Raw genomic sequence first — 23848 nt, 5'->3', positions numbered from 1 at the left:
GAGACGTGGGTCAAACGCTCAGTCTCCCATCCTCCATGTGGACGACGCGGTCGCAGTGGTCGAGCACGTCGTGGTCGTGGGTCACCATGACGGTCGCGACGCCGTGCTCGTGGGTCTCGGCGGCGAGCAGCCGGACCACCTCGTGGCTGCGCGCACGGTCGAGAGCCGCCGTGGGCTCGTCGACGAGGAGCAGCGCGGGGGCCGTGACCAGGGCGCGTGCGATCCCCACGCGCTGGCGCTCTCCCCCGGACAGCTCGTGCGGTCGTCGGTCGGCCTTGTGGTCCATGCCCACCTGCTCGAGCAGGGTCAGGGGGTCGCGCCCCCGGCCCTCGCCGCCCGCGACGTGGAGCGCGAACCGGAGCTGGTCCAGGGCGGTCAGCGCGGGCAGGAGGTTGCCGGACTGGAACACGAAACCGATCCGCTCCCGTCGCAGCGCGGCCTGGCGTGCCCCGGTGAGCGACGAGACGTCGGCACCGTCGATGCGGACCGTCCCCTCGCTCGGCCGGGTCAGCGCCCCGGCGACCGCGAGGAGGCTCGACTTGCCCGCCCCCGACGGGCCCAGGACGGCGAGCAGCTCTCCCGGGGCGACCGTGAGGTGCACGTGGTCGAGCGCGGTGACGGTCGAGTCGCCGTCCCCGAGCGTGAGGGACACGTCGTCGAGCACGAGTCCGGCGCCGGTGGGCGCGGACGTACCCGGGAGCTGCTGGGTGGGGTGCGTCATCGGTGGCCTCCGAGAGCCGTGAGGGGGTCGACGTGGGCGATGCGCCCGACCGAGGCGGCGGCGCCCGCGAGGCCGAGCCCGACGAGCAGCGCTGCGGCGAGCGCGAGGGGTCCGGCCTCGAGGGCGAAGGGCATCGGGGTCGAGGTGAGCAGCGCGCCGAAGCCGATCCCGGCGCCCATGCCGACCGCGGTGGACACCACGAGGAGCACCGCCGCCTGGCCGAGGGCGTCGCGCACGAGGTAGGACGTCGAGGCGCCCATGGCGCGGGCGACGGCGATCTCGTGCTTGCGCTGGATGGTCCAGACCGTGAAGAACGCGCCGACGACGAGGGCCGAGATCGCGTAGAGGAAGACCTGGATGAGGTTGAGCGTGAGCGTCTCGGCCGCGTAGCCCGGCGACCCGTCGAAGGACTCGGTGAGCGAGACGGCCGTGGTGCCCGCGGCGGCGTCGCCGGCCGCGAGGTCGAGGTCGGTGCCGTCGACGGGGGCGAGCGCGACGGCGGTCGCCTCGTCGTACGCCTCGGGCCGCACCTCGGCGGCGTCGGTCGCGCCGGCGTGGATCTCCTGCCAGGTCGTCAGGGGGACGTAGGCGACGTCGACGTGCCCGAACGTGTGCTGCCCGTCGAGCATGCCGACGATCGTCAGCTCGGTGCCCAGCCGTTCGACCGTCACGGTGTCGCCGATGCCCAGGCCCAGGTCGCCCACCGTCTCGCTGACGACGATCCCGTACGGGTCCCCGAGGATCTCGCCGGCGGCCAGGTCGGTCGGGGAGGGCGCGACGAACGATCCCGGCTCGACGCCGAAGAGCGCCAGGTCGACGGCCTCGCCGCCGGGGCCCTCGGCGTTGACGAGCTGGTTGCCGAACAGGGCCGCGTCGGCGACGTCGTCGCGGGCGGCCCAGCGCTCGGCCTGCTCGCGGTCGACCGTGCTGCGGGAGAACGCCGAGTCGACCGAGGTGTCCGCGCCGAACGCGAAGGCCGCGACGGGCAGCTTCTTGAGGCCGGACACGCCGTCGTTGACGAGTCCCGAGGACAGGCCCGACAGGAGGACGACGAGCACGGACACGAGCGCGACGACACCTCCCATCAGGGCGAATCGTGAGCGCGCGAACGACAGCTCGCGCCACGCGAGAAACATGGTGCTCCTTCCGGGCCGGCACGGGTTGCCGACGCCTTGTCGGTAAGGATACCAACATGGCGTCGGCAACTAGTCCCGCCCCTCGGGGCGCCGCGTCGGAGCCGTCAGAGCGCGAGCGCCCGCGCCTCCTTCTCCGGGTCGAGCCCCACCCGGGGGCGGTCGGCGCGGTGGGGGGCGGCGCCGTCGGGCAGGGTCTGCAGCCACGCCCACGTGTCCGCGACCGTCTCCTCGACGGGCCGGTTGCGCAGCCCCGCCCCGACCGCGCGCGACACGTCGCCGCGGTGCAGCGTGTCGTGGAGCTCGCCCGGCGGCAGCCAGACGGGCAGCTCGGTCCACGGCGCGATGCCCGCGGCCTCGATCACGTCGGGCGCGGTCCAGCGCAGCTCGGCGTCCGATCCCGTCGCGGCCACGCACGCGTCGAGCAGCTCGCCCATGGTGGCGTGGCCGCTGGGGCTCACGACGTTGAAGGGCCCGCTCAGCCCCTGCTCGGTCGCGTCCAGCACGAACGCCGCGAGGTCGCGGGCGTCCACGTACTGCAGCGGCAGGGCGCTCGGTCCGGGGGCGAGCACGGGCCCGCCGCGGGCGATGCGCTGCAACCACCAGGGCAGGCGCCCGACGTTCTCCCGCGGCCCCAGGACCAGACCGGCCCGCGCGAGCACGGCCCGGTGCCCGAACGCGGTCTCGACCGCGAGCTCGCCGCCGCGCTTGGCGCGCGCGTAGTCGACGTCGGCGCCGTCGTCGGGCGAGGCCTCCACGACGGGGGCCTCCTCGTCGGCCCCGGCCCCGGTGGGGTACGTGTACACCGACCGGCTCGAGACGTACACGTAGCGACCCACGCGGTCGTCGAGCAGGTTCGCGGCGTCGCGCACCGCGCTCGGTGCCCACGACCACGTGTCGACCGCGACGTCCCACTCGCCCTCGGCGAGAGCGTCCAGGCCCCCGACGGCGGTCCGGTCGCCGTGCCGCACGCGCACGCCGTGCGCGGCCTCGCCCGTGCCGCGGTGGAACACCGTGACGTCCCAGCCGCGGGCCACGGCGTCGTCGACCACCGCCCGCCCCACGAACTCCGTCCCGCCCAGCACCAGCAACCGTGTCCCGTCCGTCATACCCCCGACTCTGCCCGCTGACGGCCCCGCGCGACAGTGCACGACGCCCGGGGCGGACGGGCGGCGCGTGCGATAGTGGCCGAGCCGCTCGTCGGGTAGCGGACGCCCGTGCGCGCGGGCGAGGGACGAGGGGGCTGCGAGCGGGGGAGGGGGCGGCGTGCCAGGTCGTCGGGTTCGGGTGCCCCTGTGGGCGGCCGCCGTCGTGCTCGCGGTGCTCGTCGTGGTCGCCGGGTGGCTCCCGCTCGACGCGGCAGGCGGGCTCGCGGGACGCGTCGGGCCGATCCTGCTGTTCCTCGTCGCGATCACCGTCGTCGCGGAGATGTGCGCGGCCGCCGGCCTGTTCGACGCCGCCGCCTCCTGGGCGCTGCGGCTCGCCCGGGGCAGCAGGCTGCGCCTGTGGGGGCTCGTGGTGCTGCTCGCGACCGCCTGCACGGTCGTCCTGTCGCTCGACACCACGGCGGTGCTGGTCACGCCCGTCGTCCTGACCATCGCGCGCCGCACCGGGTCCCGGCCCTTGCCGTTCGCGCTGACCGTCCTCGCCCTCGCCAACACCGCGTCGCTGCTGCTGCCCGTGTCCAACCTGACGAACCTGCTCGCGGCCCACCGCCTCGCGGGTCTCCAGCCGGGTGTCCCGTACGCCGCGACCATGTGGCTGCCCGCGCTCGTGGTGATCGCCGTGACCGTGGGCTACCTGTTCGTCGCCCACCACCGGGACCTGCGCGGGACGTTCGACGCGTAGCCGCTGACGCAGGAGCGCGACGTCGTGCTCCTGCCGCTCGCCGCCCTGGTGACGGTCGGGCTCGGGGTGTGCTTCGCCGTCGGGCTGCCCGTGGCCGTCGTCGCCGTGGCCGGGGCGCTCGTGCTGCTGACGGCGACCCTCGTGCGGCGGCGCGACCTCGTGGCCCCCGTCGGGGAGCTCGTGCCGTGGCGGACCGTCCTGGTCATCGGCTCGCTCTTCGTGGCCGTCGAGGCCTGGCAGGTCCACGGGCTCGGCGACCTGCTCGCGCGCTTCGCAGGCACCGGCACCGGGACCGGTGACCTTCTCCAGGTCGCCGGGGCGGGGGCCGTCGCGGCCAACGTCGTGAACAACCTGCCCGCCTACCTCGCGCTCGAGCCCGCCGCGGCGGGGGACCCCGCCCGGCTCGCGGCCCTGCTCGTCGGCGTGAACGCCGGCCCGCTCGTCACGCCGTGGGCCTCGGTGGCGACCGTGCTCTGGTGGATACAGTGCTCGCGGCACTGGATGGGCTTCCGCGAGGTCGTCGGCTGGTGGCCGCTCGTGCGCCAGGGGCTCGTGCTCGCGCCGCTGGCCGTGGTCGCGGGCGCGCTCGCGGTCGCGGCGCTCGCGTAGGTGCTGCGGCGTCGCCACTGCTCGTGCCCCCGCCCGTGCCCCTGACCCGAGGAGACCACCGTGACCGTCCTGCGCTCGATCCTGCTGTTCGGCGCGGCCGCACTCTTCGAGATCGGCGGCGCGTGGCTGATCTGGCAGGGGGTCCGCGAGCACAAGGGGTGGGTGTGGATCGGGGCGGGGGTCGTCGCGCTCGGGCTGTACGGGTTCTTCGCGACGCTCCAGCCGGACGCGAGCTTCGGGCGGATCCTCGCGGCGTACGGGGGCGTGTTCGTCGCGGGCTCGCTGCTGTGGGGCATGGCGGTCGACGGGTTCCGCCCGGACCGGTGGGACGTGGCGGGGGCGCTGCTGTGCCTCGCGGGGGTCGCGGTCGTCATGTACGCGCCACGCCCTGCGTGACGGTCCTTCGCGCCGTCGGGCACCGCGTGACCCACGCCACCCCGTCCGCCGGGGAATAACCGCGGGACCCTCTCGGTTCTCCTCCAAGTACATGCAAATGCATCAACTTGTAGGACGAGGGAGCAACCCCCATGCAGTTCGGAATCTTCACCGTCGGCGACGTCACCACCGACCCCGTCACCGGTCGCACGCCCAACGACACCGAGCGCGTGCGGTCCATGCTCACCATCGCGAAGCACGCGGACGAGGCCGGCCTCGACGTGTTCGCCACGGGTGAGCACCACAACCCCCCGTTCGTCCCGTCGTCCCCCACGACCATGCTCGGCTACCTCGCCGGGCAGACGAAGAACATCATCCTGTCGACCTCCACGACGCTCATCACCACGAACGACCCGGTGAAGATCGCCGAGGACTACGCCATGCTCCAGGTCATCTCCGACGGCCGCATGGACCTCATGATGGGCCGCGGCAACACCGGCCCCGTCTACCCGTGGTTCGGCAAGGACATCCGCGAGGGCGTCAACCTCGCGATCGAGAACTACGCGCTGCTGCGCCGCCTCTGGGAGGAGGAGGTCGTGGACTGGCAGGGCAAGTACCGCACGCCCCTCCAGGGCTTCACGGCCACGCCGCGCCCGCTCGACGGCGTCGCGCCCTTCGTGTGGCACGGCTCCATCCGGACCCCGGAGATCGCCGAGCAGGCCGCCTACTACGGTGACGGCTTCTTCCACAACAACATCTTCTGGCCCATGAGCCACACCAAGCAGATGGTCCAGTACTACCGCCAGCGCTTCGAGCACTACGGTCACGGCAAGGCCGACCAGGCGATCGTCGGGCTCGGCGGCCAGGTCTTCATGCGCAAGAACTCCCAGGACGCCGTCCGCGAGTTCCGGCCCTACTTCGACAACGCGCCCGTCTACGGGCACGGCCCGTCGCTCGAGGACTTCTCCGCGCAGACCCCGCTGACCGTGGGCAGCCCGCAGGAGGTCATCGACCGCTACGGCGCCATGCGCGAGCACGTCGGCGACTACCAGCGCCAGCTCTTCCTCATGGACCACGCGGGCCTGCCCCTCAAGACGGTCCTGGAGCAGATCGACCTGCTGGCCGGCGAGGTCGTCCCCGTGCTCCGCAAGGAGATGGAGGCCAAGCGGCCCGCCCACGTCCCGAGCGACCCGCCGAGCCACGCCCAGCGCGTCGCGAAGGCCCGCGCCGAGGGCAAGGTCGCGGAGCAGGTCGTCGCGGCCGCGGACCACTGGACGGGCAGGACCGCGGAGGACGACATCCAGGCAGCCGAAGCCGTCGAGGGCACCCCCCGCAAGGGGTCGGCGTTCGGTCTCTGACCGAGCACCCGCCCGGGGGACCCCCCGAGCGGCCGGGCCGCCCCCGTGGCCAGGGGCGGCCCGGCCCGCAGCACCACCGGCCACGCCGACGACCGCCCGTCGTGCGGCACACCCGCAGAATCCCTCACGAACCAGGAGCACCACCTCATGACCGCTCGCCAGATCGTCGCGATCTCCGCAGGCCTCGGCCAGCCGTCCTCGACCCGCCTGCTCGCCGACCGTCTCTCCGCCGCCACGGCGGCCGAGCTCGGCGACCTGGGCGTGCCCGCCGAGGTCACGACGGTCGAGCTGCGCGACGTCGCCCACGCCATCACCGACGCGATGCTCACGGGCTTCGCGAGCGGCGACCTCGCCGAGGTGATCGAGAAGGTCACGGGCGCCGACGCGCTCGTCCTGGTCACCCCGCTGTTCACGACCACCTACTCGGGGCTCTTCAAGTCGTTCGTCGACATCCTCGACAAGGACTCGCTGCACGGCATGCCCGTGCTGCTGGGCGCGACGGGCGGCACGTCGCGCCACTCGCTGGCCGTCGAGTACTCGATGCGCCCGTTGTTCACGTACCTGCACGCGGACGTCGTGACGACGTCGGTCTTCGCGGCCACGGACGACTGGGCCGCCGAGGGCGACGGCACGCACGACGCCGGCCCGCTCCCGGCGCGCATCCGCCGGGCGGCCAAGGAGCTCGCGACCACGGTCGCGGCCCGCGAGCCGCGCACCACGACGGGCATGTTCGACGGCGTGCCCTCGTTCGCGCAGATGTTCGGCCGGTAGCGGGCGCCGGGTGCGGCGGGTGGTGGCCTGCCGCACCCGGGTGAAAGCCGGCGTGGCCCGCATCACGTCAGGACGGGGGTGGCTCCCTCTGGGTGTGCGCCCGACGACGAGGCGCCGACAACCCACCACCACCTGAAAGGCACGTCCATGTCCACCCTCTCCGTCAACGGTCCGGCGTTCTCCCGCCGCGGCTCCGTCGCGACCTCCGTGAGCGACGCCGTCGACGCCCTCGCACGCTTCCTGACCCGCTGGTCCGTGCCCGCTCTGCGGGTCGCGCTCGGCCTGGTCTTCCTGGGCTTCGGGGCCCTGAAGTTCTTCCCCGGCGCCAGCCCGGCCGAGGTCGTGGCCGAGCGCACCATCGACACCCTGACCCTCGGCCTCGTCCACGGCACGGTCGCCGTGGTCCTCACCGCGGTCGTCGAGTGCTTCATCGGGCTCACCCTCGTCACGGGGTACTGGCTGCGCGCGGGGCTCGTGGTCATGGCCGGCGCGTTCGTCGGGATCCTCGCCCCGACCGCCCTGTTCTTCGACGAGCTCTTCGGGTCCGGCATGACGCTGCTCGGGCAGTACGTGCTCAAGGACGTCGTGCTCGTCGCCGCGGCGGCGGTCGTCGGGGCCTACGCCCTGGGCGCCCGGCTGCGCCGTACGGCCTGAGGCTCCCCGGGGCCGGGTGCCCGACCGCCGAGACCTACGGCGCGAGGTGCGGCCGTCGTGGTCACCGGGAGACCGGGACCCCCGACGGCCGCACCTCGTCGTCGTCCGTCCGACTGCCCGTCCGACTGCCCGTCCGACCGCCCGCAGCCCGCGACCCCGGCCCGCCCAGCAGGCGGCGTCCCGGCGGCAGCGCCATGGGTACGGCGACGGCCGCGGCCGTCAGGACCCACGCCGAGTAGTCCAGCCCGAGGAACGCCCAGATGCTGCCGTGCATCGCGGCGACCGCGAGCACGAACGGGATCCGCGTGCTGCGGACCGCGAGCCACAGGGGGGCCGTGAGCTCGAGCGCGAGCGCCCCGCCCGCGAGCGCCTGCGGGAGCCACGGGTGGTCGGCGACGGCCTGGACCCATCCCGGGCCGAACGGCGACCCGACCCAGCCCTGGCGCAGGACCCACGACATGTTGTCGCCGAGGGCCCAGTCGAGGCCGCTGTGCCGCAGCTTCTGCGCCCCGGTCAGGAAGTACACCGTGGCGAGGGCCGCGAGCGCCGCGCGCGGGGGCCACCCCCACGGGGTGCTCTGCTCGACGGTACGGGCGCGTGGCGGGTCGGCGGCGAGGAGCAGCGCGAACGCGACCGTGACGGTCAGGACGTCGTAGTGCATGACCTTCCCGGAGCTGCCCCACAGGGCCGCGAGCGCGGTGTACGCGCACCAGGCGAGCACGAGGCCGGCTCGTCCCCGGGTCCGCCCGACGGCGAGCACGACGCCCACGAGACCCGCGGCCTGCACCGTGACGAGCAGCCAGGCGGGCGGGGGCACGACGAGCCAGCCCATGACGTTGACGTGGTCGGTGAGCACGGCGGGGCGCAGGGCGATCGCGGTCCAGTCGCGCGTGGCCAGGCGCAGCCCGATCACGAGCGCGAGCAGCGTACGGACCTCGAGCAGCCGGTGGGCGGGCCCGGGGGCCAGCAGGGCCCGGTCGACGGCGTGCGCGGCCCGGCGCAGCGGCGGACCGGTGGTCGCGGTCACGGGACCACCTCGAGGACGGTCTCGCGCGACCGCACGACCCACCGGTCCGTGCCGGGTTCCAGGGTCCGCACGGTCCTGTCGAGCCGGACGGTGCTCACGGTCGCGGTGTCGATCCCGGCGAGGTCCAGCCAGGCCGTGACCATCGCGTGGCGGCGCTCGGGCGGCGCGGTCGTGAGGGTCCGGTACTGGCTGGCCGTGGTCGTCAGGGGCTCCGCCGGGTGGGCCGGGAGGACCGTGACGTCCCCGTCGGCGGTCTCGGCGACGAGGTCGAGGACCGTGCTGGTGTCGGTCCGGACGGCGCTGAAGAGCCGGTAGGCGGTGAGCGGCCAGACCTCGACCTGGACCGCTGCGGTGAGCAGGAGAGCGAGCACGATCCCGTAGGTCACGCCGCGGGCCCGGCGCCGGTCGGCCGCCGCTGCGGCCGTCGCGCGCGCGGTCGCGTCGGGCCAGGGGGCGGCCCAGGCGGGCCGTCGGGCGCGCGAGGCGTGCGCGGTGCGGAGGGTCACGCCCCGACCTTCCCAGGCGCAGCGGGCGGGTACATCGGCCCGACGGCGGCAGTCGCCCTCGCCTCAGGGTGCGGTCCGCGAGGGGAAGGGTCAGCCCTGGGGCTGATGCTGCGCCGTCGGGCCGGAGGGTGCAGCGACCGCCCGGGCGCCCTCCTCGCCGGCCACCCGCGTGCGCCTGGGCCCAGGGCGCGCACCGACCGCGTGCGTGCCACGCTGGGCGCATGCCCGCGCGCGACGACGACGCGTCCTCCTCCCGCCCGGTGCCCGGTGGCGTGGGCCCGCGGGACGGCCCCGCCCTGGGCACGCTGCTGAGGCTGTGCGTCCCGGCGGTGCTCGTCGGCATCGTCTCGGCGCTCGTGCTCTACGGGCTGGACCAGCTGTCCGCCGCCGCGGAGGACGCCCTGTGGTCGGACCTGCCCGGGGCGCTGGGCGTGGACCCGGACTCGCGCTGGTGGATCTTCGGGATGCTGACCGGGGCGGGCCTGCTCGTGGGGCTGGTCGTGTGGCTCGTGCCGGGGCACGGGGGCCGGGATTCCGCGACGACCGAGCTCATCGCGCCCCCGCTGCCGCTCCGGGTCCTGCCGAGCCTCGTGGTGGTCACGGTCCTGGGCCTGGCGGGCGGCGTGAGCCTGGGGCCCGAGAACCCGATCATCGCGATCAACACCGCGCTGCTCGTGGCCCTGGTCGCGCGCCTGTGGCCCCGGGTGCCCACGGACCTCGTCGTGATGCTGGCCGCGGCCGCGACGATCGGCGCGCTGTTCGGGACGCCCGTCGCGGCCGCGCTCGTGTTCACGGGGGTCGTCGCGGGGTTCCCCCGGGGTGGGCCCCTGTTCGACCGGCTGTTCCTCCCGCTCGTGTCGGCGGGGGCGGGGGCCATGACCATGGATGCGTTCGGGCGCCCGTTCGGCTCGATGGACGTCCCCGACCTCGGGGTGCCGGACATCGGCGACGTGGGGATCTCGCTCGCGGTCGCGACCGCGGCCGCGGGCGTCGCCCTGCTGGGGGTGATCGCGTTCCCGCACGTGCACCGGTTCTTCCACGGCCTGCGCAACCCGGTCCTGTACGTCACGCTCGGCGGCGTGGTCCTGGGAGTCCTGGGCGCGATCGGCGGTCCGCTCACGCTGTTCAAGGGGTCCGAGCAGTCGTTCGAGCTGGTCCAGCAGCGCGCCGACCTCTCGACGGCGAACCTGGTCCTGATCGTCGCGGTCAAGCTCGTGGCGCTCGTGGTCGCGGCGGCCGCGGGCTTCCGGGGCGGGCGGATCTTCCCCGCGGTGTTCATCGGGGTCGCGGCCGGGGTGGCCGTCAACGCGGCCTTCCCGGGGGCGCCGCTCGGTCTGTCGGTCGCGAGCGGGGTCCTGGGCGTGGTCCTGGCCGTGGGCCGCGACGGGTGGATCGCGTTGTTCGTCGCGGTCGCGGTCGTCGGGGACGTGGGCGTGCTGCCCGTGCTGTGCCTCGCGATCCTGCCGGCGTGGCTGCTGGTGCGCAGCGCCCCGGAGATGCTCGCGGCGCCCGAGCCCGCTGGGTCCGTCACGCCTGCTGGGCCCGCGGGGCCCGAGCGGCCCGCCTGACCGCCCCGCACCCTGCTCACTCCCAGCCCACGCGCGAGTCCTCGTGCATCGGGGGGCACGTCCCACCGGGCTCGGTCACTGCCTCGAAGTGCCACATCTCGTTCGCGTAGGTCCGGCACAGCCCCAGCTCCTCGCCGTGCTGACCCAGCCACAGCGCACCCTCGGTGGCCCCGACGTCGATCGCCGTGCCCGCCACGTGCGCCGAGGCCTCGGGCGGCAGGACCCACCGCTTGGCCTCCTCGCGCGAGCCACGCTTGCGGACCACGTCCTCGACGACCTGCTCCTGCTCCTGGGCCGACCGCCACCCCGAGACCAGGGTCAGCTCGACCCCGTCCTCGGCCGCGAGCGCCCGCGCCTGCTCGAACCGGCGCTGCAGCTCGAGGTCGAGACCGGTCGCGGGAGCCTCGCCCGCGGGGCCCTCCGCGGCCTCGCCGACGGCCGCGCCCGGCCCTGCTCCTGGCGCCCTGCCCGACGCGGTCCCCGTGCTCGGGTCCGTCGACGAGGAGTCGGTCGTGAGCTCGTACGCCGAGACCCCGCAGGCCACGAGCCCGATCACGACGACCGCGGCGTACACGCGGTCCGCGGGGGTCCGGCGCCGCCGTGCCGGGCGGCCCGGTGCCCTGCCCGACTCCCGGGCGCGCCCGGGCCCTCGCCCCCGCCCGGCGTCCCGGGCGCCGCCCCCGGCGCGGGGGCGGCCGTCGGGCGCGGCCAGCAGGCTGTCGAAGGGTGGCACGGTGCCCGTCGGCGCACGGCCGCCGGGGTGCGCGTCCCACGGACCGGGGGCAGGGGGCGGCAGGGGAGGGGAGTCGAAGGTCATGCCTCGACCCTCGCCGCACGAGCCCGGCCGGGGCATCCTTCCTCGGGGCGGACCTGCCCGGTCCGCAGGGCGCGCCCCGCCCGGGTGGGTTCGTCCCCGGGGCGGACGCGGCGCCGTCGGGCACCAGCCCCAGGGCGGACTCGCCCACGGGGCCGCCCTCGCTACGGTGGGTGCGTGCAGCCCTCCCGCCGTGCGCCCGAGTGGGCCCAGGACGTCCTCGTCGCGCTCGCGGTCGGGCTGGTCTGGTTCGGCGGAGTCTGGTTCATGTACCAGGGGGACTACTGGATGCCCCGGGACATCCGGTCGTACTGGTGGACCGGCGTCTGGCTCGTCCTGACGCTGGCCCTGAGGAGGGTCGCGCCCGGTGGGGCGTTCTGGGTCACCGCGGCGTTCTACCCGCTCTTCCAGGACGACGCCCTGAGCAACCAGTTCCACCTCGTCCCGCTCCTCGTCGCGGGCTTCAGCGCGACCCGCGAGGGCGCAGTACCCCCTCCGCTCGCGGCGCTCGGTGTCGTCCTGTCGGGCTGGTCGCTGCACATGAGCAGCCTGCACTGGTACGGGTACTGGGAGCTCATGAGCATGTCGTCGCCCTCGGCGATCCTCACGACGGTCGCCCTGGCGCTCGCGGCCGTGGCGCTCGGCTGGATGGTCCGGCGCATCGCCGTGACGGGCGAGACCCTGCGCGAGCGCAACGAGGAGCTCACGGCCCTGCAGGGGGCCCTGGCCCAGCAGGCGGTGCACGCCGAGCGCACGCGCATCGCCCGCGAGCTGCACGACGTCGTCGCGCACCACATGTCCGCGATCGTCGTCCGGGCGCAGGCCGCGGACCGCGTCGCGCCCAACCAGCCCCAGGCCCCGGCCGAGGCGGTCACCTGGATCGCCGAGGAGGGCAAGAAGGCGCTGACCTCGATGCGATCGGTCGTGCACGTGCTGCGTCGCGAGACCGGGGAGGCGCTCGAGCTCGCCCCCGCCCCCGCGCTCGACGACGTCCGGGCCGCGGCCGCCCGCCTGACCGAGGCCGGGCGGGACGTCGAGCTCGACCTGCCCGACGACCTGGGCGACCTGCGGCCCGAGGTGAGCCTCGCCGTCGTGCGCATCGCCCAGGAGGGCCTGACCAACGTGCTGCTGCACTCGCTGGCCCCGAGCCTGAGCCTCGAGATCGTCGCGACGCCCGGGTACGTGCGCGTCGCGGTCCGCGACCCCGGGCCACCCCTGCCGGACAACCCCGACCTGCACGGCGGCAACGGCCTGCTGAACATGCGCGAACGAGCCCTGTCCTGCGGAGGCACGCTGTCCGCAGGACCCGACCAGAGCGGCGGCTGGCGCGTCCAGGCCGTCCTGCCCCGGGAGACCCCATGACCCACGGCCCCGTCCCGTCCCCCCGTCCGGACGGCGTCGCGCCACCCGGACGGCCGCGCGGCCCCGTGCCCCTGCACGTCGTCGCGGAGAGCCGGCCGTTCAGCGAACCCGTGCGCGTCGTCGTGGTCGACGACCAGGCGACCATCCGCCTGGGCCTGCGCATGATCCTCGACAACGAGCCCGACATCACGGTCGTGGGCGAGGCGGCCGACGGCGTCCAGGGCGTCCGCATGGCCCGCGCCCTCCTGCCCGACGTCGTCCTCATGGACGTGCGCATGCCCCACCTCAACGGGATCGACGCCGCAGCCCGGATCTCCGCCGACCCGGCGCTCGCGGGCGTGCGCACGCTCGTCCTGACGACGTTCGACGACGACGAGTACGTGTACGGCGCGCTGCGGGCCGGGGCCGCGGGGTTCCTGCTCAAGGACGCCGACCCCGAGTCGCTCGTGAGCGCTGTCCACCGCGTGCGGGCGGGCGACAGCCTGCTCGACCCCGGGGTCACGCGCAGGATCATCGAGCGCTGGGTCGAGCTCTCGGACTGGCACGCGGGGTCGGGCGTCGCGAGCGCGCCCGGGGCCGGGTCCGGCCTCGAGCTGGCGACGCCGCGCGAGCTCGAGGTGCTGCTGGCCGTCGCGCGCGGGCTGTCGAACAAGGAGATCGGGGAGGAGCTGTACCTCTCCGAGGCGACGGTCAAGAGCCACGTGCGGTCCCTGCTGACCAAGGTGGGGCTCACGAACCGGGTCCAGCTCGTGATCCTCGCGTACGAGGCGGAGCTGGTGCGCCCCGGGAGGTGACGGCGTGCTCGTGGGGCCCGGTGCGGGGTCGGCGTAGGCTTTCCCGGGGGCCAGGCCCGGTCCCACCACTCTTCCTCGAAGGACACAGGCAGCACCATGGTCAACCTCGCGTACGTCATCGCCGGATCGGAAGCCACCGGGGGAGCCGGTATCCAGGCCGACCTCAAGACGTTCCAGGAGCTGGGCGTCTACGGCGTCGGGACCCTGACGTGCATCGTGTCGTTCGACCCGAAGAACGACTGGGGCCACCGGTTCGTCCCGGTCGAGCCGCAGGTCATCGCGGACCAGTTCGAGGCCGCGAACGCCACCTACGACCTCGACGTCGTGAAGATCGGCATGCTCGGCACGCCTGCGACGATCGACGTGGTCGCGGAGTCGCTCGCGAGCAAGCGCTGGCACCACGTGGTCCTCGACCCGGTCCTCATCTGCAAGGGCCAGGAGCCGGGTGCCGCCCTCGACACCGACACCGCGCTGCGCGAGAAGATCCTGCCGTTCGCGACCGTCATCACCCCGAACGTGTTCGAGGCCAAGGTCCTGTCCGGCATGGACACGATCGAGTCGGTCGACGACCTGGTGGAGGCCGCCGAGCGCATCCACGCCCTGGGTCCGGACTTCGTGGTCGTCAAGGGTGGCGTCGAGCTCCCCGGGCCGGACGCGGTCGACGTGCTGTTCGACGGCCAGGAGATCACGGTCTTCTCGGTCCCCAAGGTGGGCGAGGAGCGCGTGAGCGGCGCGGGCTGCACGTTCGCCGCGGCGATCACGGCCGAGCTCGCCAAGGGCAACGACGTCGAGCGTGCCGTCGCCACCGCGAAGCAGATCGTCACGGAGGCGATCGAGGCGCGCGTGAGCTCGCACGCACCGTTCGACACGGTGTGGCAGGGCGCTTTCACGCACTGACCCCTCTCGGGCGAGCGGGGCGGCAGCAGCGCCGCCGCCGCTCCGGCCCGACGGCGTCGCACGCCCGGGCGAGGACTCCTCGCCCGGGCGTCGTGCTGCCCGGGCCCGAGCCCGAGCATGCCCACGGCCCGGCGACCGACCACCAGGCAGACGTCCTCGACACGCCGCGGCGCCGAGCGCCTAGGCTACGGACCCGTGACAGACAACCTTCCCCCCGCATCCACCGACGGCAACGGCCGCACGGGCGCACGGCACGAGGTCCCGGCGCCGTTGCGCGACGACGTGCGCCTCCTCGGCCGTCTCCTGGGCACGGTCCTGACGGAGTCGGTGGATCCCGCGCTGCTCGACGACGTCGAGCGGCTGCGCGAGCTCTCGATCCGCGCGTACGGCGAGCACGCCGACGCAGCGCTCGAGGAGGCGGAGCGTCTCGTCGAGAGCTTCAGCCACGAGCGCGCCGAGCAGGTGGCCCGCGCCTTCACGGTGTACTTCCACCTGGCGAACCTGGCCGAGGAGCACCACCGCGTGCGCGTCCTGCACGACCGTGAGGCCGAGCTGGCCCCGTCGGTCGTCGACGACACGCTGCCCGAGGCCTTCACGCAGCTCGCCGACGAGGTCGGCCACGACGAGGCGCTCGCGCGACTCCAGCGGCTCGAGTTCCGCCCGGTCCTGACGGCGCACCCGACCGAGGCCCGCCGACGGGCCGTGTCCGCGTCCATCCGTCGCCTGTCCGCGCTGCTCACCGAGCGCGACACCCTGCCCTACGGTGGCGCCTCGCTCGCCGAGAACGAGCGCAAGCTCCTCGCCGAGATCGACGCCATGTGGCGCACGTCCCCGATCCGCGCCGCGAAGCCCTCGCCGCTCGACGAGGTCCGCACCGCGATGAGCGTGTTCGACGCGACCCTCTTCTCGGTGTTCCCGACCGTCTACCGCCGCCTCGACGACTGGCTCCTGGCCGACAAGGCCGGCCACGACCGACCGCTGGCCGCACCGTTCGTGCGCCTCGGCACCTGGATCGGCGGCGACCGCGACGGCAACCCCAACGTGACCGCGGAGACCACGCGCCAGGCGGCGGCCATCGCGGCCGACCACGCCCTGCGTGCCCTCGAGCAGGCCGCCCAGCGCATCGGGCGCACGCTCACGCTCGACGAGCAGGGCACGCCCGCGTCCGACGGCCTGCGCTCGCTGTGGCAGAAGCAGCGCCAGCTCTCCGAGGCCATCACGGCCGAGGCCGCGGCCGAGTCCCCCGGCGAGCCGCACCGCGCGGTCATGCTCGTCGTCGCGCGCCGCATCACCGCGACGCGACTGCGCGACGCGGACCTCGCCTACGCGGTGCCCGAGCAGCTCGAGGCCGACCTCCGGGTCGTCCAGGACTCGCTCATCGACGCGGGCGCGCCCCGGGCCGCGTACGGCGACCTGCAGCAGCTCGTGTGGCAGGTGCAGACCTTCGGGTTCCACCTGGCAGAGCTCGAGGTCCGCCAGCACTCGCAGGTCCACGAGGCCGCGCTCGCCGAGATCGCGGAGCACGGTGTGCACGGCACGCTGTCCGACCGCACGCGCGAGGTCCTCGACACCTACCGTGCGATCGGCTCGATCCAGCAGCGCTACGGCGTGCGTGCCGCGCGCCGCTACATCGTGTCGTTCACGCAGAAGCCCGAGCACCTGGCCGCTGTCTACCAGCTCGCCGAGCTCGCGTTCGAGGGCGCCGACGACGCCCCCGTCATCGACGCGATCCCCCTGTTCGAGACCTTCGCGGACCTCGAGGCGAGCGTCGAGATCCTCGAGGCCTCGCTCGAGCTGCCCCAGGTCCAGCGTCGGCTCGCCGAGAACGGCCGCAAGGTCGAGGTCATGCTCGGCTACTCGGACTCGTCCAAGGACGTCGGTCCGGTGTCCGCGACCCTCGCGCTGCACTCCGCGCAGAGCCGCATCGCCGAGTGGGCGCAGCGCCACGACATCAACCTGACCCTGTTCCACGGCCGTGGCGGGGCCCTCGGGCGTGGTGGCGGCCCCGCGAACCGTGCCGTGCTCGCCCAGCCCCCGGGCTCGGTCGACGGCCGCTTCAAGCTGACCGAGCAGGGCGAGGTCATCACGGCCCGCTACGGCGACGCGACGATCGCGGCCCGGCACATCGAGCAGGTCGCTGCCGCGACGCTGCTCGCGTCCGCGCCGTCGGTCGAGCGTCGCAACGCCGAGGCGACCGCGCGCTTCGCCGACGTGGCTGCCGCCCTGGACTCGGCGTCGCGCGAGCACTTCCACGCGCTGGTCCGCAGCGAGGGCTTCCCGCAGTGGTTCAGCGAGGTCACGCCGCTCGAGGAGGTCGGCCTCCTGCCGATCGGCTCGCGCCCGGCCCGCCGCGGCCTGTCGGTCGAGTCGCTCGAGGACCTGCGCGCCATCCCGTGGGTGTTCTCCTGGTCGCAGGCCCGCATCAACCTGGCCGGCTGGTACGGCCTGGGCACCTCGCTCCAGGAGTTCGGCGACCTCGAGCGGCTGCGCGAGGCGCACCGCGACTGGCCCCTGTTCGCGACGCTCATCGACAACGTCGAGATGTCCCTCGCCAAGGCCGACGAGCGGATCGCGGAGCGCTACCTCGCGCTGGGCGACCGCGACGACCTCGCGGCGAAGATCCTCGACGAGCTGCGACTGACGCGCGAGTGGGTCCTCAAGATCTCCGGGAGCGAGTGGCCCCTGGCGGGGCGCCGCGTCCTGGGACGTGCGGTCCAGCTCCGCAGCCCGTACGTCGACGCGCTGTCGCTGCTCCAGCTCCGTGCGCTGCGCGGCCTGCGCTCGGGGGCCGAGGGGCAGTACAAGGACGGACTGCAGCACCTGCTGCTGCTCACGGTCAACGGTGTCGCGGCGGGCCTGCAGAACACGGGCTGACCTCTCGCCGGATGCGCTGGGCGTTCGTCCTCGACCCGAGGACGGACGTCTTCCGCATGCTCGGCCGACGCCCACCGCACCCGGACGCCCGCGGTGAGCTGCGCCGTCGGGCCTCTCAGCCCAGGCGCGCGCGCAGCCAGGCGATGTCCGGGCCCATGTCACCGTGCGTCTCGCAGATGACGGGCGCCCCGGCCGAGGCGATGACCGCGACCAGCTCGTCGGGCGGGATGAGCCCGTCGCCGAAGTGCGCGTGCCGGTCGGCCCCCGAGTCGAACGTGTCGCGGCTGTCGTTCGCGTGCACCAGGTCGATCCGACCCGTCACCGCGCGCACCTGGTCCGCGGCGGTGCTCAGGTCGATCCCACCCGCCCACGCGTGGCACGTGTCGAGCGTGAAGCCGACCTGGTCGCCGCCCTCCGCAGCCCCGATCGCGTCCCACAGCCGCCCGATGCTCTCGATCGTGCGGGCCATCGACTTGGCTCCGCCTGCGGTGTTCTCGATGAGCACGGGGACCTTGGCGTCGAGCGCGTCGATCGCCTTGCGCCAGTTGTCGTAGCCGACCGCCACGTCGTCGGTCGCGGTCACGTGGCCGCCGTGCACGATCACGCCCTTGGCGCCGATCTCGGCTGCGCCGTCGACGATCTTCTGGAGCGACTTGCGGCTCGGGATGCGGATGCGGTTGTTGGTGCTCGCGACGTTGATGACGTACGGCGCGTGCACGTAGACGTCGAGGTCCGCGGCCGCCGCGTCCGCGCGCAGGGCCTCGGCCCCGCCCGGGTAGGTGAACTCGGCGCCCTTCCAGCCCTGCGGGTCGCCCAGGAAGACCTGGACCTGGTCGGCGCCGATCGCTCGTGCCTGGTTGACGGCCTCGGCCTGGTCGACGTGTGCTCCGATTCGCATGAGCCCCACGCTACGTGCCGCGGGGGACGCGCGGCGCGGCGAGCCGCGGGCGGCGCCCCGGACCCGGGACCCCGGAACCCCGGGACCGCGGGTCCCAGGCCCCCGGCCACCGGACGCGGCATGATGTCCTCATGGCCATCTTCGCTTTCTCCGTCGCCCCGCTCGGTGCCGGCGAGTCCGTCACGGACGCCGTCGCCGAGGCGGTCCGCATCGTCCGTGCGTCGGGCCTGCCGAACCGGACCACGTCGATGTTCACGGAGATCGAGGGGGACTGGGACGAGGTCATGGACGTCGTCAAGCGTGCGACCGAGGCGGTCGGCGCGGGCGGGCACCGGGTCTCGTTGGTGCTCAAGGCGGACATCCGCCCAGGTCGGACGGGGGAGCTGACGGGGAAGGTCGAGCGCGTCGAGGAGCGCCTGGCCACGGACTGAGACGACCTGGACGCGACCGGTCCAGTGGGTGAAACGTCCACGTTCGAGTCGCTTGCGCGGGCGTCGTAGGCTATGCGGCAACGCCGCCGTCCCGAGCAGCGTTCGAGGTCGCTTCCCGAGCCGCAGGAGACCCACGATGCCCCTCTTCGAGGTGGACGCCGAACGTCCAGTTCTCGTCCGCCCGTCGCAGCCGGCGGGTGGGGGGTTCGGCACGGTCGCGCAGCGCGTGGTCGACGGGCACCTGGACGGGCTGCTCGGTGAGCAGATCTTCCCGGTCCGGCAGGGTGCGTCGATCGAGGAGCCGCACCTGCTGGCGCTCGACGCCGCAGGGCTGCCGGTCGTGATCGAGGTCGTCTCGGAGCTGACCGAGGAGACGCTGACCCGGGCCATGAACCATGCGGGACGCGCGGGGCAGCTCACGCGTGCCGAGCTCGCGGGGCGGTACTCGGGTGGCGCGGCGCGCTTCCAGCAGGACGTCACGACGTTCTACGACAACGTGCCGCTGACCCGTTCGCAGGCGACGTCCCGCGCGACGGGGGCCCGCCTGATCGTCATCTGCTCGAGCGCGGAGGACGGGATCGTCGACGCCCTCGACTTCCTGCGCCAGCCGGGCTCGTCGGTGTCGGTCCTCAAGCTCGGCGTGATGCACGGCGCGGACGGGCGGCGGTTCGTCGACGTCTCGCCGCTGGTGCCCGAGCGCACCTCCCGACCTGCGGCTGCCGCGGCCCCGCGGCGTTCGGCGATCGAGCCGACGCGTTCGGCGCAGCGCACGGCGGACTTCGCCGAGGGGGTCGCGGTGGGGCGTGCGCTCACGGGCAAGCTGCCGATCGTGACGCAGCGTTCGCGCTCGGACCGCCGCCGGGGCTCGGAGCTGGAGACGTCGGCCACGGTGTACGGGAGCGCCGCGGGGTCGGCGGACGTGACGGGCCCGCTCGAGCCGATCCGTGAGCCGCTGCTCGGCGCGGACCACGGCCTGCCCGACGACCTCTCGGTGCCGCTGCCCCCCGAGCCGCCGACGGTCCCGCCCGTCCCGCTGTTCGCGTCGCCCCCGGTGGACGAGTCGGCGGGTGGCTACCCGTCGTCGGCGGACGCCCTGTCGTCGCGCACGCCGAGCCGCGCCTCGATCCTGACGCGCGAGTCGATCCGCACGCGCGAGTCGATCCGGACGCGCGAGTCGGTCCTGACGCGCGAGTCCTACGAGGCCGAGGCGCCTGCGTACGACCCGTTGTCCTACCAGCCGCCGGTGAACGTCCCGGTGGTCGACGCGTTGAGCTCGATCGACCCGTTGGGCCGGGACCTCGTGCCGTCACCTCCGCCGCCGCCGGCCTCGGCGCTCGGCCTCGACCCGGACGACGACCCGGACGACGACCCGGACCTGCACGCGCTCGCCCGGTCGTTCGGCAACCCGGTCCAGCTGGTGTGGTCGCGCCCGCGGCGCGGGCAGCGTTTCGAGGCGGTCCTGTACCCGGACGGCTTCATCGAGCTGACCGACGGCGCGCGCTTCCGCCACCCGGACGCTGCGGCGATCGCGGCGTCGGGCACGGCGACGGCCGACGGGTGGAGCGTGTGGCGTCTGGGCGACGGGGGCCCGACGCTCACGGACGCGTTCCGCGAGCACTACGCCTGAGCACCCGGCCGACGCACGGCTGAAGGGGTGGCGCGCCGTCGGCGGGCCACCCCTTCGTCGTCGTGGGCCTCAGTCGGTGCTGCGCACCATGGTCCGGATGCCCACCGCGAGCCCGACGGCGGCGGTCACCACCGCGGCCACCCAGCCCCAGGCGGCGGCCGACGAGGTCAGGTCGCCGGCGAAGAGCGAGCGCTCGGCGTCGACCAGGTAGGTCAGGGGGTTGAGGCGGGCCGCGGCCTGCATCCATCCCGGCCCGGTCTCGAGCGGCAGCAGCATCCCGGACAGGATCATGAGCGGGAACAGCAGGGTCTGCTGGACGAGCCAGAACATCCACTCCTGCTTGCGCACGGCGAGGGCCAGGGCGTAGCTGAGCGACCCGATGCCGACGCCGAAGACCGCGAGCATGACCAGCCCGAGGACCGCCCCGACGGGGTAGAGCTCGAACCCGAACGGCAGCATCACGAGCACGACCACGACGGACTGCGCCGCGATCGGCACCATCTCCTTGAGCGCGCGCCCCACGAGCAGCGAGGGCCGGGACAGCGGTGAGACGAGCATGCGCTCGTGGGCCCCGGTGTTGAGCTCCTGCTGCAGGTTGGCGCCCGTGGTCGACGTGCCGAACAGGGTCGTCATGACGAGGATCGACGGCACGAACCACTGCCAGACGCTGCCGCCGAGCGTCCCGGCCGCGCCACCGTCCTGCCCGCTGAGCGTGCCGACGAGCAGGGGTCCGAACAGCGCGAGGAACACGAGCGGCTGGACCAGGCCGAACACGACCGAGAACGGGTCGTGGAGCAGCGGCCGCAGCTCGCGGACCAGGACGATGGTCGTGTCCCGGGCCAGGTTCGCGAGGCGCCCGCGAGGACGCGGGGCGGGCCGGCCGGTCGTGGCGCCGCCCCGCCGGGTGGCCGCAGGGCCGGTCGTGGTGTCGACGGTGCTCATGCTGCGTCCTTCCCGGAGAGCGGGCTCTCGGTGGTCCGTGCGGTGGGGGTGACGCCCGACGTGCTGGTCCGGTCTGCTGCGCCCGACTCGCGCAGGCTGCGTCCCGTCAGCGCGAGGAACACGTCGTCGAGCGTGGGGCGGTGGACCTGGGCCGTCGCGACGGCGATGCCCGCGTGGTCCGCCGCGCGCAGCAGGGCCGGGAGCAGCGCGGGTCCGTCCGCGGCGCGGGCGGTGACCCGGGTGCCGTCGGCCGCGGCCTCGTCGGTCCCGACCTCCCGGACCCCGTCGGCGCGCGAGACGAGCTGCGCGAGGCGGGCGCCGTCGTCGGGCGCGGCGGTCTCGAGGACCACGCGGTCCCCGGCGAGGTTCGTCTTGAGGGCTTCCGCGGTGTCGTCCGCGATGACCTCGCCGTGGTCGACGACGACGACGCGCTCGGCCATGGTGTCGGCCTCGTCGAGGTAGTGCGTCGTCAGGACGATCGTCATGGGGTCGCCCGTCGAGGCGAGCGCGTCGGCGCGCATGCGCAGGACGTGCTCCCACAGGTTGGCGCGGTTGTGGGGGTCGAGCCCGGTCGAGGGCTCGTCGAGGAACAGGAGCGAGGGCGCGTGGACCAGGCCCATCGCGACGTCGAGGCGGCGGCGCTGCCCACCGGAGAGGTCCGCGACCTTGCGCGTGCGCAGCGCGGTCAGGTCGAGGGCCTCGAACAGCTCGTCGGCGCGGCGGCGCGCGGCCCGGCGGTCGAGCCCGTGGACGACGCCCTGCGTCACGAGCTCGTCGACCGCCCGCTGGTTGTGGCCCGCGGCGTTGCCCTGCCCGACGTACCCGATGTGGTGACGGACCTGCGCGGGGTGCGCGACGACGTCGTACCCTGCGACGCTCGCGCTGCCCGAGGTGGGCGCGATGAGCGTGGTGAGCATGCGCAGGGTCGTGGTCTTGCCGGCCCCGTTGGGCCCCAGGACGGCGACGAGCTCGCCCGGCTCGATGTCGAGCGTGATGCCGCGCACGGCGTGCACGGTCTCGTGACGGCTCACGACGAAGTCCTTCGTGAGGGAGCGGGTGTGGATCACGGTGTCCTCCAGGAGTGGGTGATACCTCCACCTTGGCCGGGGTAGCGGTCAGGTTCTGTCCGCTACCTCGTGCGACGCTGGGGGCATGCTCGAGACCTCGGCCCGCCTCCTCGCCCTGCTCTCCCTGCTCCAGGCCCGTCGGGACTGGCCCGGGGAGGCCCTGGCGGAGCGGCTGCGCGTCAGCCCGCGCACGGTGCGGCGCGACGTCGACCGGCTGCGCGAGCTCGGCTACCCGGTCCGCGCGACCAAGGGGCCCGACGGCGGGTACCGCCTCGACGCGGGGGCAGACCTCCCGCCGCTGCTGTTCGACGACGAGCAGGCCGTCGCGGTCGCGGTGGCCCTCCGCACGGCTCACGGGGGCGGGATCGAGGAGCCGGCGCAGCGGGCGCTCGCGACGATCCGCCAGGTCATGCCGGCGCGGCTGCGTGGACGGATCGACGCGCTCGAGGTCACGGCGGTGCGGTCCTCGCGGGACGAGGCGCGACCGGTCGTGGACCAGGCCGTGCTGGTCGCGGTGGGGAGCGCCGTGCGGGCGCGCGAGGTGCTGCGCTTCGACTACGACGGCGGGTCGTCGCCGACGCTCGGCGCGGGCGACGCGGCGTTCCGCCCGCCGCGGCGGGCCGAGCCGCACCACCTCGTGACGTGGGGCGGGCGCTGGTACCTCGTCGCGTGGGACCTCGAGCGGGAGGACTGGCGCACGTTCCGCGTCGACCGCATGACGCCCAGGACGCCGACGGGACCGCGGTTCGCGCCGCGCGACCTGCCGCCCCTGGCGGGGGAGGGGACGCGCGGCTCCGGGGTGGGCGGGGGCCGCGGGGCGGCGCCGGACGGCGCCGGCGCTGTGCAGGGTCGGCGAGGCACGCGCGCCGGTGCCAGGGCGCCCGACGTCGCCGCGTACGTCGCGCACCAGTTCTCCCACCCGCGGTGGCCGGCCGAGGGCGAGGTGGTGCTCCACGCGCGGGCGGAGGACCTCGCGCAGTGGGTGGGTGACCAGGGAGTGATCGAGGCGCTCGGGCCGGACCGGGCGCGCCTGGTCGCCGGGTCGTGGTCGTGGCGAGGGCTCGCGGCGTGGGTCGGGATGTTCGACGTGCCCTTCGACGTCGTCGGGCCGCCCGAGCTGCACGAGGCCGTGCGCGAGATGGGGGAGCGGTACCGGGCGGCCGCGGGAGGGTGAGAGCAGGCCGAGGGTCGGGGGCAGGGACAGCCGGGCCGCGGGGCCGGGGAGCGCGCGTGGTGCGCGGTGACCGGGGTCACGCGGGAGCGGGTTGACCTGAGCGTTCACGCCCCAGTAATGTTCTGGAAGTCAGCCCGGCAGGGAGAGACAGACACCACTGCGAAGCTCCTCGGAGCCGCCGCGAAGTGGCTGTTGCCCCGGACTGAAATCCGACATCTTGACCTGGATGCCTCGCGCCTCCAGGACCTGACGTCGGGGATCGTCTTCGATGTTCGGTCCGGTTCGCCGGGTTTGAAACGAAGAGGCCGGTCTGGTAGGCTTGAGAAGTTGCCCCGAGTGAAGGCCTGGGAACGGGTTGGATTCGGTGCGTGTCGGTTGCTTGAGAACTCAACAGTGTG

21 protein-coding genes and 1 pseudogene are annotated in these 23848 nt (G+C 74.3%); 13 read left to right on the top strand and 9 right to left on the bottom strand.

From position 1 onward, the window contains the following. Nucleotides 1-10 precede the first annotated feature (10 nt). From H9623_RS07290 to H9623_RS07280, 3 genes are all read right to left on the bottom strand, one after another. The gene (locus H9623_RS07290; RefSeq protein ID WP_193719402.1) at nucleotides 11-721 is read right to left on the bottom strand and encodes an ABC transporter ATP-binding protein; all 711 of its coding nucleotides are present in this window, start codon (nucleotides 719-721) and stop codon (nucleotides 11-13) included. After that, on the bottom strand, nucleotides 718-1857 hold the full coding sequence (locus H9623_RS07285; RefSeq protein WP_193719401.1) for an ABC transporter permease: 1140 nt from the start codon (nucleotides 1855-1857) through the stop codon (nucleotides 718-720). The genes H9623_RS07290 and H9623_RS07285 overlap by 4 nt, the downstream gene beginning before the upstream one ends. 104 nt (nucleotides 1858-1961) lie before the next feature. Then, nucleotides 1962-2963, bottom strand: coding sequence for an NAD-dependent epimerase/dehydratase family protein (locus H9623_RS07280; RefSeq protein WP_193719400.1), 1002 nt, complete (start codon nucleotides 2961-2963; stop codon nucleotides 1962-1964). A gap of 157 nt (nucleotides 2964-3120) precedes the next feature. Between H9623_RS07280 and H9623_RS07275 the strand changes: the two are divergent. The 5 genes and pseudogenes from H9623_RS07275 to H9623_RS07255 all read left to right on the top strand — a co-directional run bounded on the left by H9623_RS07275 (nucleotide 3121) and on the right by H9623_RS07255 (nucleotide 7469). Next, a pseudogene (locus H9623_RS07275) lies at nucleotides 3121-4311 on the top strand (SLC13 family permease). Between the two features lie 60 nt (nucleotides 4312-4371). Then, a complete protein-coding gene (locus tag H9623_RS07270; RefSeq protein ID WP_193719399.1) occupies nucleotides 4372-4707 on the top strand; it encodes a YnfA family protein in 336 nt (111 codons plus the stop codon). A gap of 131 nt (nucleotides 4708-4838) precedes the next feature. Continuing rightward, nucleotides 4839-6044, top strand: a complete 1206-nt coding sequence (locus H9623_RS07265; RefSeq protein WP_193719398.1) for an LLM class flavin-dependent oxidoreductase — start codon at nucleotides 4839-4841, stop codon at nucleotides 6042-6044. 147 nt (nucleotides 6045-6191) lie between these two features. Next, a complete protein-coding gene (locus tag H9623_RS07260) occupies nucleotides 6192-6815 on the top strand; it encodes an FMN reductase (RefSeq protein WP_193719397.1) in 624 nt (207 codons plus the stop codon). 147 nt (nucleotides 6816-6962) lie between these two features. Next, complete coding sequence (locus H9623_RS07255) at nucleotides 6963-7469, top strand: DoxX family membrane protein (RefSeq protein ID WP_193719396.1); 507 nt, start codon at nucleotides 6963-6965, stop codon at nucleotides 7467-7469. Nucleotides 7470-7530: 61 nt separating this feature from the next. On the opposite strand, the gene H9623_RS07250 is transcribed toward H9623_RS07255, so the two are convergent. Together H9623_RS07250 and H9623_RS07245 are read right to left on the bottom strand one after the other, a co-directional pair. Beyond that, nucleotides 7531-8496: a hypothetical protein gene (locus tag H9623_RS07250; protein ID WP_193719395.1), complete on the bottom strand. Its 966-nt coding sequence runs from the start codon at nucleotides 8494-8496 to the stop codon at nucleotides 7531-7533. Then, nucleotides 8493-9002, bottom strand: a complete 510-nt coding sequence (locus tag H9623_RS07245; protein WP_193719394.1) for a hypothetical protein — start codon at nucleotides 9000-9002, stop codon at nucleotides 8493-8495. The genes H9623_RS07250 and H9623_RS07245 overlap by 4 nt, the downstream gene beginning before the upstream one ends. Before the next feature lie 221 nt (nucleotides 9003-9223). On the opposite strand from H9623_RS07245, the gene H9623_RS07240 reads away from it, so the two are divergent. Next, nucleotides 9224-10570 (top strand): ion channel protein, encoded by a 1347-nt coding sequence (locus tag H9623_RS07240; protein WP_193719393.1) that lies wholly within the window; start codon nucleotides 9224-9226, stop codon nucleotides 10568-10570. Between the two features lie 16 nt (nucleotides 10571-10586). Here H9623_RS07240 and H9623_RS19785 read toward each other — a convergent pair whose 3' ends face one another. After that, nucleotides 10587-11387, bottom strand: a complete 801-nt coding sequence (locus H9623_RS19785) for a M15 family metallopeptidase (protein ID WP_193719392.1) — start codon at nucleotides 11385-11387, stop codon at nucleotides 10587-10589. Between the two features lie 174 nt (nucleotides 11388-11561). Here H9623_RS19785 and H9623_RS19985 point away from each other — a divergent pair, with 174 nt between their 5' ends. From H9623_RS19985 to H9623_RS07215, 4 genes are all read left to right on the top strand, one after another. Next, entirely contained in the window at nucleotides 11562-12746 is a 1185-nt protein-coding gene (locus H9623_RS19985) for a sensor histidine kinase (protein ID WP_193719391.1), read from the top strand. Then, complete coding sequence (locus H9623_RS07225; RefSeq protein WP_193719390.1) at nucleotides 12743-13540, top strand: response regulator; 798 nt, start codon at nucleotides 12743-12745, stop codon at nucleotides 13538-13540. Before H9623_RS19985 ends, H9623_RS07225 begins: the two co-directional genes overlap by 4 nt. A 96-nt stretch (nucleotides 13541-13636) precedes the next feature. Then, entirely contained in the window at nucleotides 13637-14437 is an 801-nt protein-coding gene (gene thiD, locus H9623_RS07220; RefSeq protein WP_193719389.1) for a bifunctional hydroxymethylpyrimidine kinase/phosphomethylpyrimidine kinase, read from the top strand. A 195-nt stretch (nucleotides 14438-14632) separates the two neighbouring features. Next, a complete protein-coding gene (locus H9623_RS07215) occupies nucleotides 14633-17311 on the top strand; it encodes a phosphoenolpyruvate carboxylase (RefSeq protein WP_321575333.1) in 2679 nt (892 codons plus the stop codon). A 115-nt stretch (nucleotides 17312-17426) separates the two neighbouring features. On the opposite strand, the gene H9623_RS07210 is transcribed toward H9623_RS07215, so the two are convergent. Next, nucleotides 17427-18209 (bottom strand): deoxyribonuclease IV, encoded by a 783-nt coding sequence (locus H9623_RS07210; RefSeq protein WP_193719387.1) that lies wholly within the window; start codon nucleotides 18207-18209, stop codon nucleotides 17427-17429. Nucleotides 18210-18340: 131 nt separating this feature from the next. On the opposite strand from H9623_RS07210, the gene H9623_RS07205 reads away from it, so the two are divergent. Together H9623_RS07205 and H9623_RS07200 are read left to right on the top strand one after the other, a co-directional pair. After that, nucleotides 18341-18640: an MTH1187 family thiamine-binding protein gene (locus tag H9623_RS07205; protein ID WP_193719386.1), complete on the top strand. Its 300-nt coding sequence runs from the start codon at nucleotides 18341-18343 to the stop codon at nucleotides 18638-18640. A 136-nt stretch (nucleotides 18641-18776) separates the two neighbouring features. Then, nucleotides 18777-20267, top strand: coding sequence for a restriction system modified-DNA reader domain-containing protein (locus H9623_RS07200; RefSeq protein ID WP_193719385.1), 1491 nt, complete (start codon nucleotides 18777-18779; stop codon nucleotides 20265-20267). A gap of 69 nt (nucleotides 20268-20336) precedes the next feature. Here H9623_RS07200 and H9623_RS07195 read toward each other — a convergent pair whose 3' ends face one another. Both H9623_RS07195 and H9623_RS07190 read right to left on the bottom strand, forming a co-directional pair. Beyond that, the gene (locus tag H9623_RS07195) at nucleotides 20337-21209 is read right to left on the bottom strand and encodes an ABC transporter permease (RefSeq protein ID WP_193719384.1); all 873 of its coding nucleotides are present in this window, start codon (nucleotides 21207-21209) and stop codon (nucleotides 20337-20339) included. Further along, nucleotides 21206-22276, bottom strand: a complete 1071-nt coding sequence (locus H9623_RS07190; RefSeq protein WP_193719383.1) for an ATP-binding cassette domain-containing protein — start codon at nucleotides 22274-22276, stop codon at nucleotides 21206-21208. Before H9623_RS07190 ends, H9623_RS07195 begins: the two co-directional genes overlap by 4 nt. Before the next feature lie 85 nt (nucleotides 22277-22361). Between H9623_RS07190 and H9623_RS07185 the strand changes: the two genes are divergently transcribed. Next, nucleotides 22362-23450, top strand: a complete 1089-nt coding sequence (locus H9623_RS07185) for a helix-turn-helix transcriptional regulator (RefSeq protein ID WP_193719382.1) — start codon at nucleotides 22362-22364, stop codon at nucleotides 23448-23450. Nucleotides 23451-23848: the final 398 nt, after the last annotated feature.

Origin of the sequence: Oerskovia douganii (assembly GCF_015142735.1) — a bacterium.
Taxonomy (GTDB): Bacteria; Actinomycetota; Actinomycetes; order Actinomycetales; family Cellulomonadaceae; genus Oerskovia; species Oerskovia douganii.
Note: the sequence above shows the minus strand (reverse complement) of the source record. Positions and strands in the feature narration are given on the sequence as shown.

What these genes read in the sequence shown, in the direction of transcription:
- H9623_RS07290 (WP_193719402.1), bottom strand. Translation starts at nt 721, where the DNA reads ATGACGCACCCCACCCAGCAGCTCCCGGGTACGTCCGCGCCCACCGGC.
- H9623_RS07285 (WP_193719401.1), bottom strand. Translation starts at nt 1,857, where the DNA reads ATGTTTCTCGCGTGGCGCGAGCTGTCGTTCGCGCGCTCACGATTCGCC.
- H9623_RS07280 (WP_193719400.1), bottom strand. Translation starts at nt 2,963, where the DNA reads ATGACGGACGGGACACGGTTGCTGGTGCTGGGCGGGACGGAGTTCGTG.
- H9623_RS07265 (WP_193719398.1), top strand. Translation starts at nt 4,839, where the DNA reads ATGCAGTTCGGAATCTTCACCGTCGGCGACGTCACCACCGACCCCGTC.
- H9623_RS07260 (WP_193719397.1), top strand. Translation starts at nt 6,192, where the DNA reads ATGACCGCTCGCCAGATCGTCGCGATCTCCGCAGGCCTCGGCCAGCCG.
- H9623_RS07255 (WP_193719396.1), top strand. Translation starts at nt 6,963, where the DNA reads ATGTCCACCCTCTCCGTCAACGGTCCGGCGTTCTCCCGCCGCGGCTCC.
- H9623_RS07240 (WP_193719393.1), top strand. Translation starts at nt 9,224, where the DNA reads ATGCCCGCGCGCGACGACGACGCGTCCTCCTCCCGCCCGGTGCCCGGT.
- H9623_RS19785 (WP_193719392.1), bottom strand. Translation starts at nt 11,387, where the DNA reads ATGACCTTCGACTCCCCTCCCCTGCCGCCCCCTGCCCCCGGTCCGTGG.
- H9623_RS07225 (WP_193719390.1), top strand. Translation starts at nt 12,743, where the DNA reads ATGACCCACGGCCCCGTCCCGTCCCCCCGTCCGGACGGCGTCGCGCCA.
- thiD (WP_193719389.1), top strand. Translation starts at nt 13,637, where the DNA reads ATGGTCAACCTCGCGTACGTCATCGCCGGATCGGAAGCCACCGGGGGA.
- H9623_RS07210 (WP_193719387.1), bottom strand. Translation starts at nt 18,209, where the DNA reads ATGCGAATCGGAGCACACGTCGACCAGGCCGAGGCCGTCAACCAGGCA.
- H9623_RS07205 (WP_193719386.1), top strand. Translation starts at nt 18,341, where the DNA reads ATGGCCATCTTCGCTTTCTCCGTCGCCCCGCTCGGTGCCGGCGAGTCC.
- H9623_RS07200 (WP_193719385.1), top strand. Translation starts at nt 18,777, where the DNA reads ATGCCCCTCTTCGAGGTGGACGCCGAACGTCCAGTTCTCGTCCGCCCG.
- H9623_RS07195 (WP_193719384.1), bottom strand. Translation starts at nt 21,209, where the DNA reads ATGAGCACCGTCGACACCACGACCGGCCCTGCGGCCACCCGGCGGGGC.
- H9623_RS07185 (WP_193719382.1), top strand. Translation starts at nt 22,362, where the DNA reads ATGCTCGAGACCTCGGCCCGCCTCCTCGCCCTGCTCTCCCTGCTCCAG.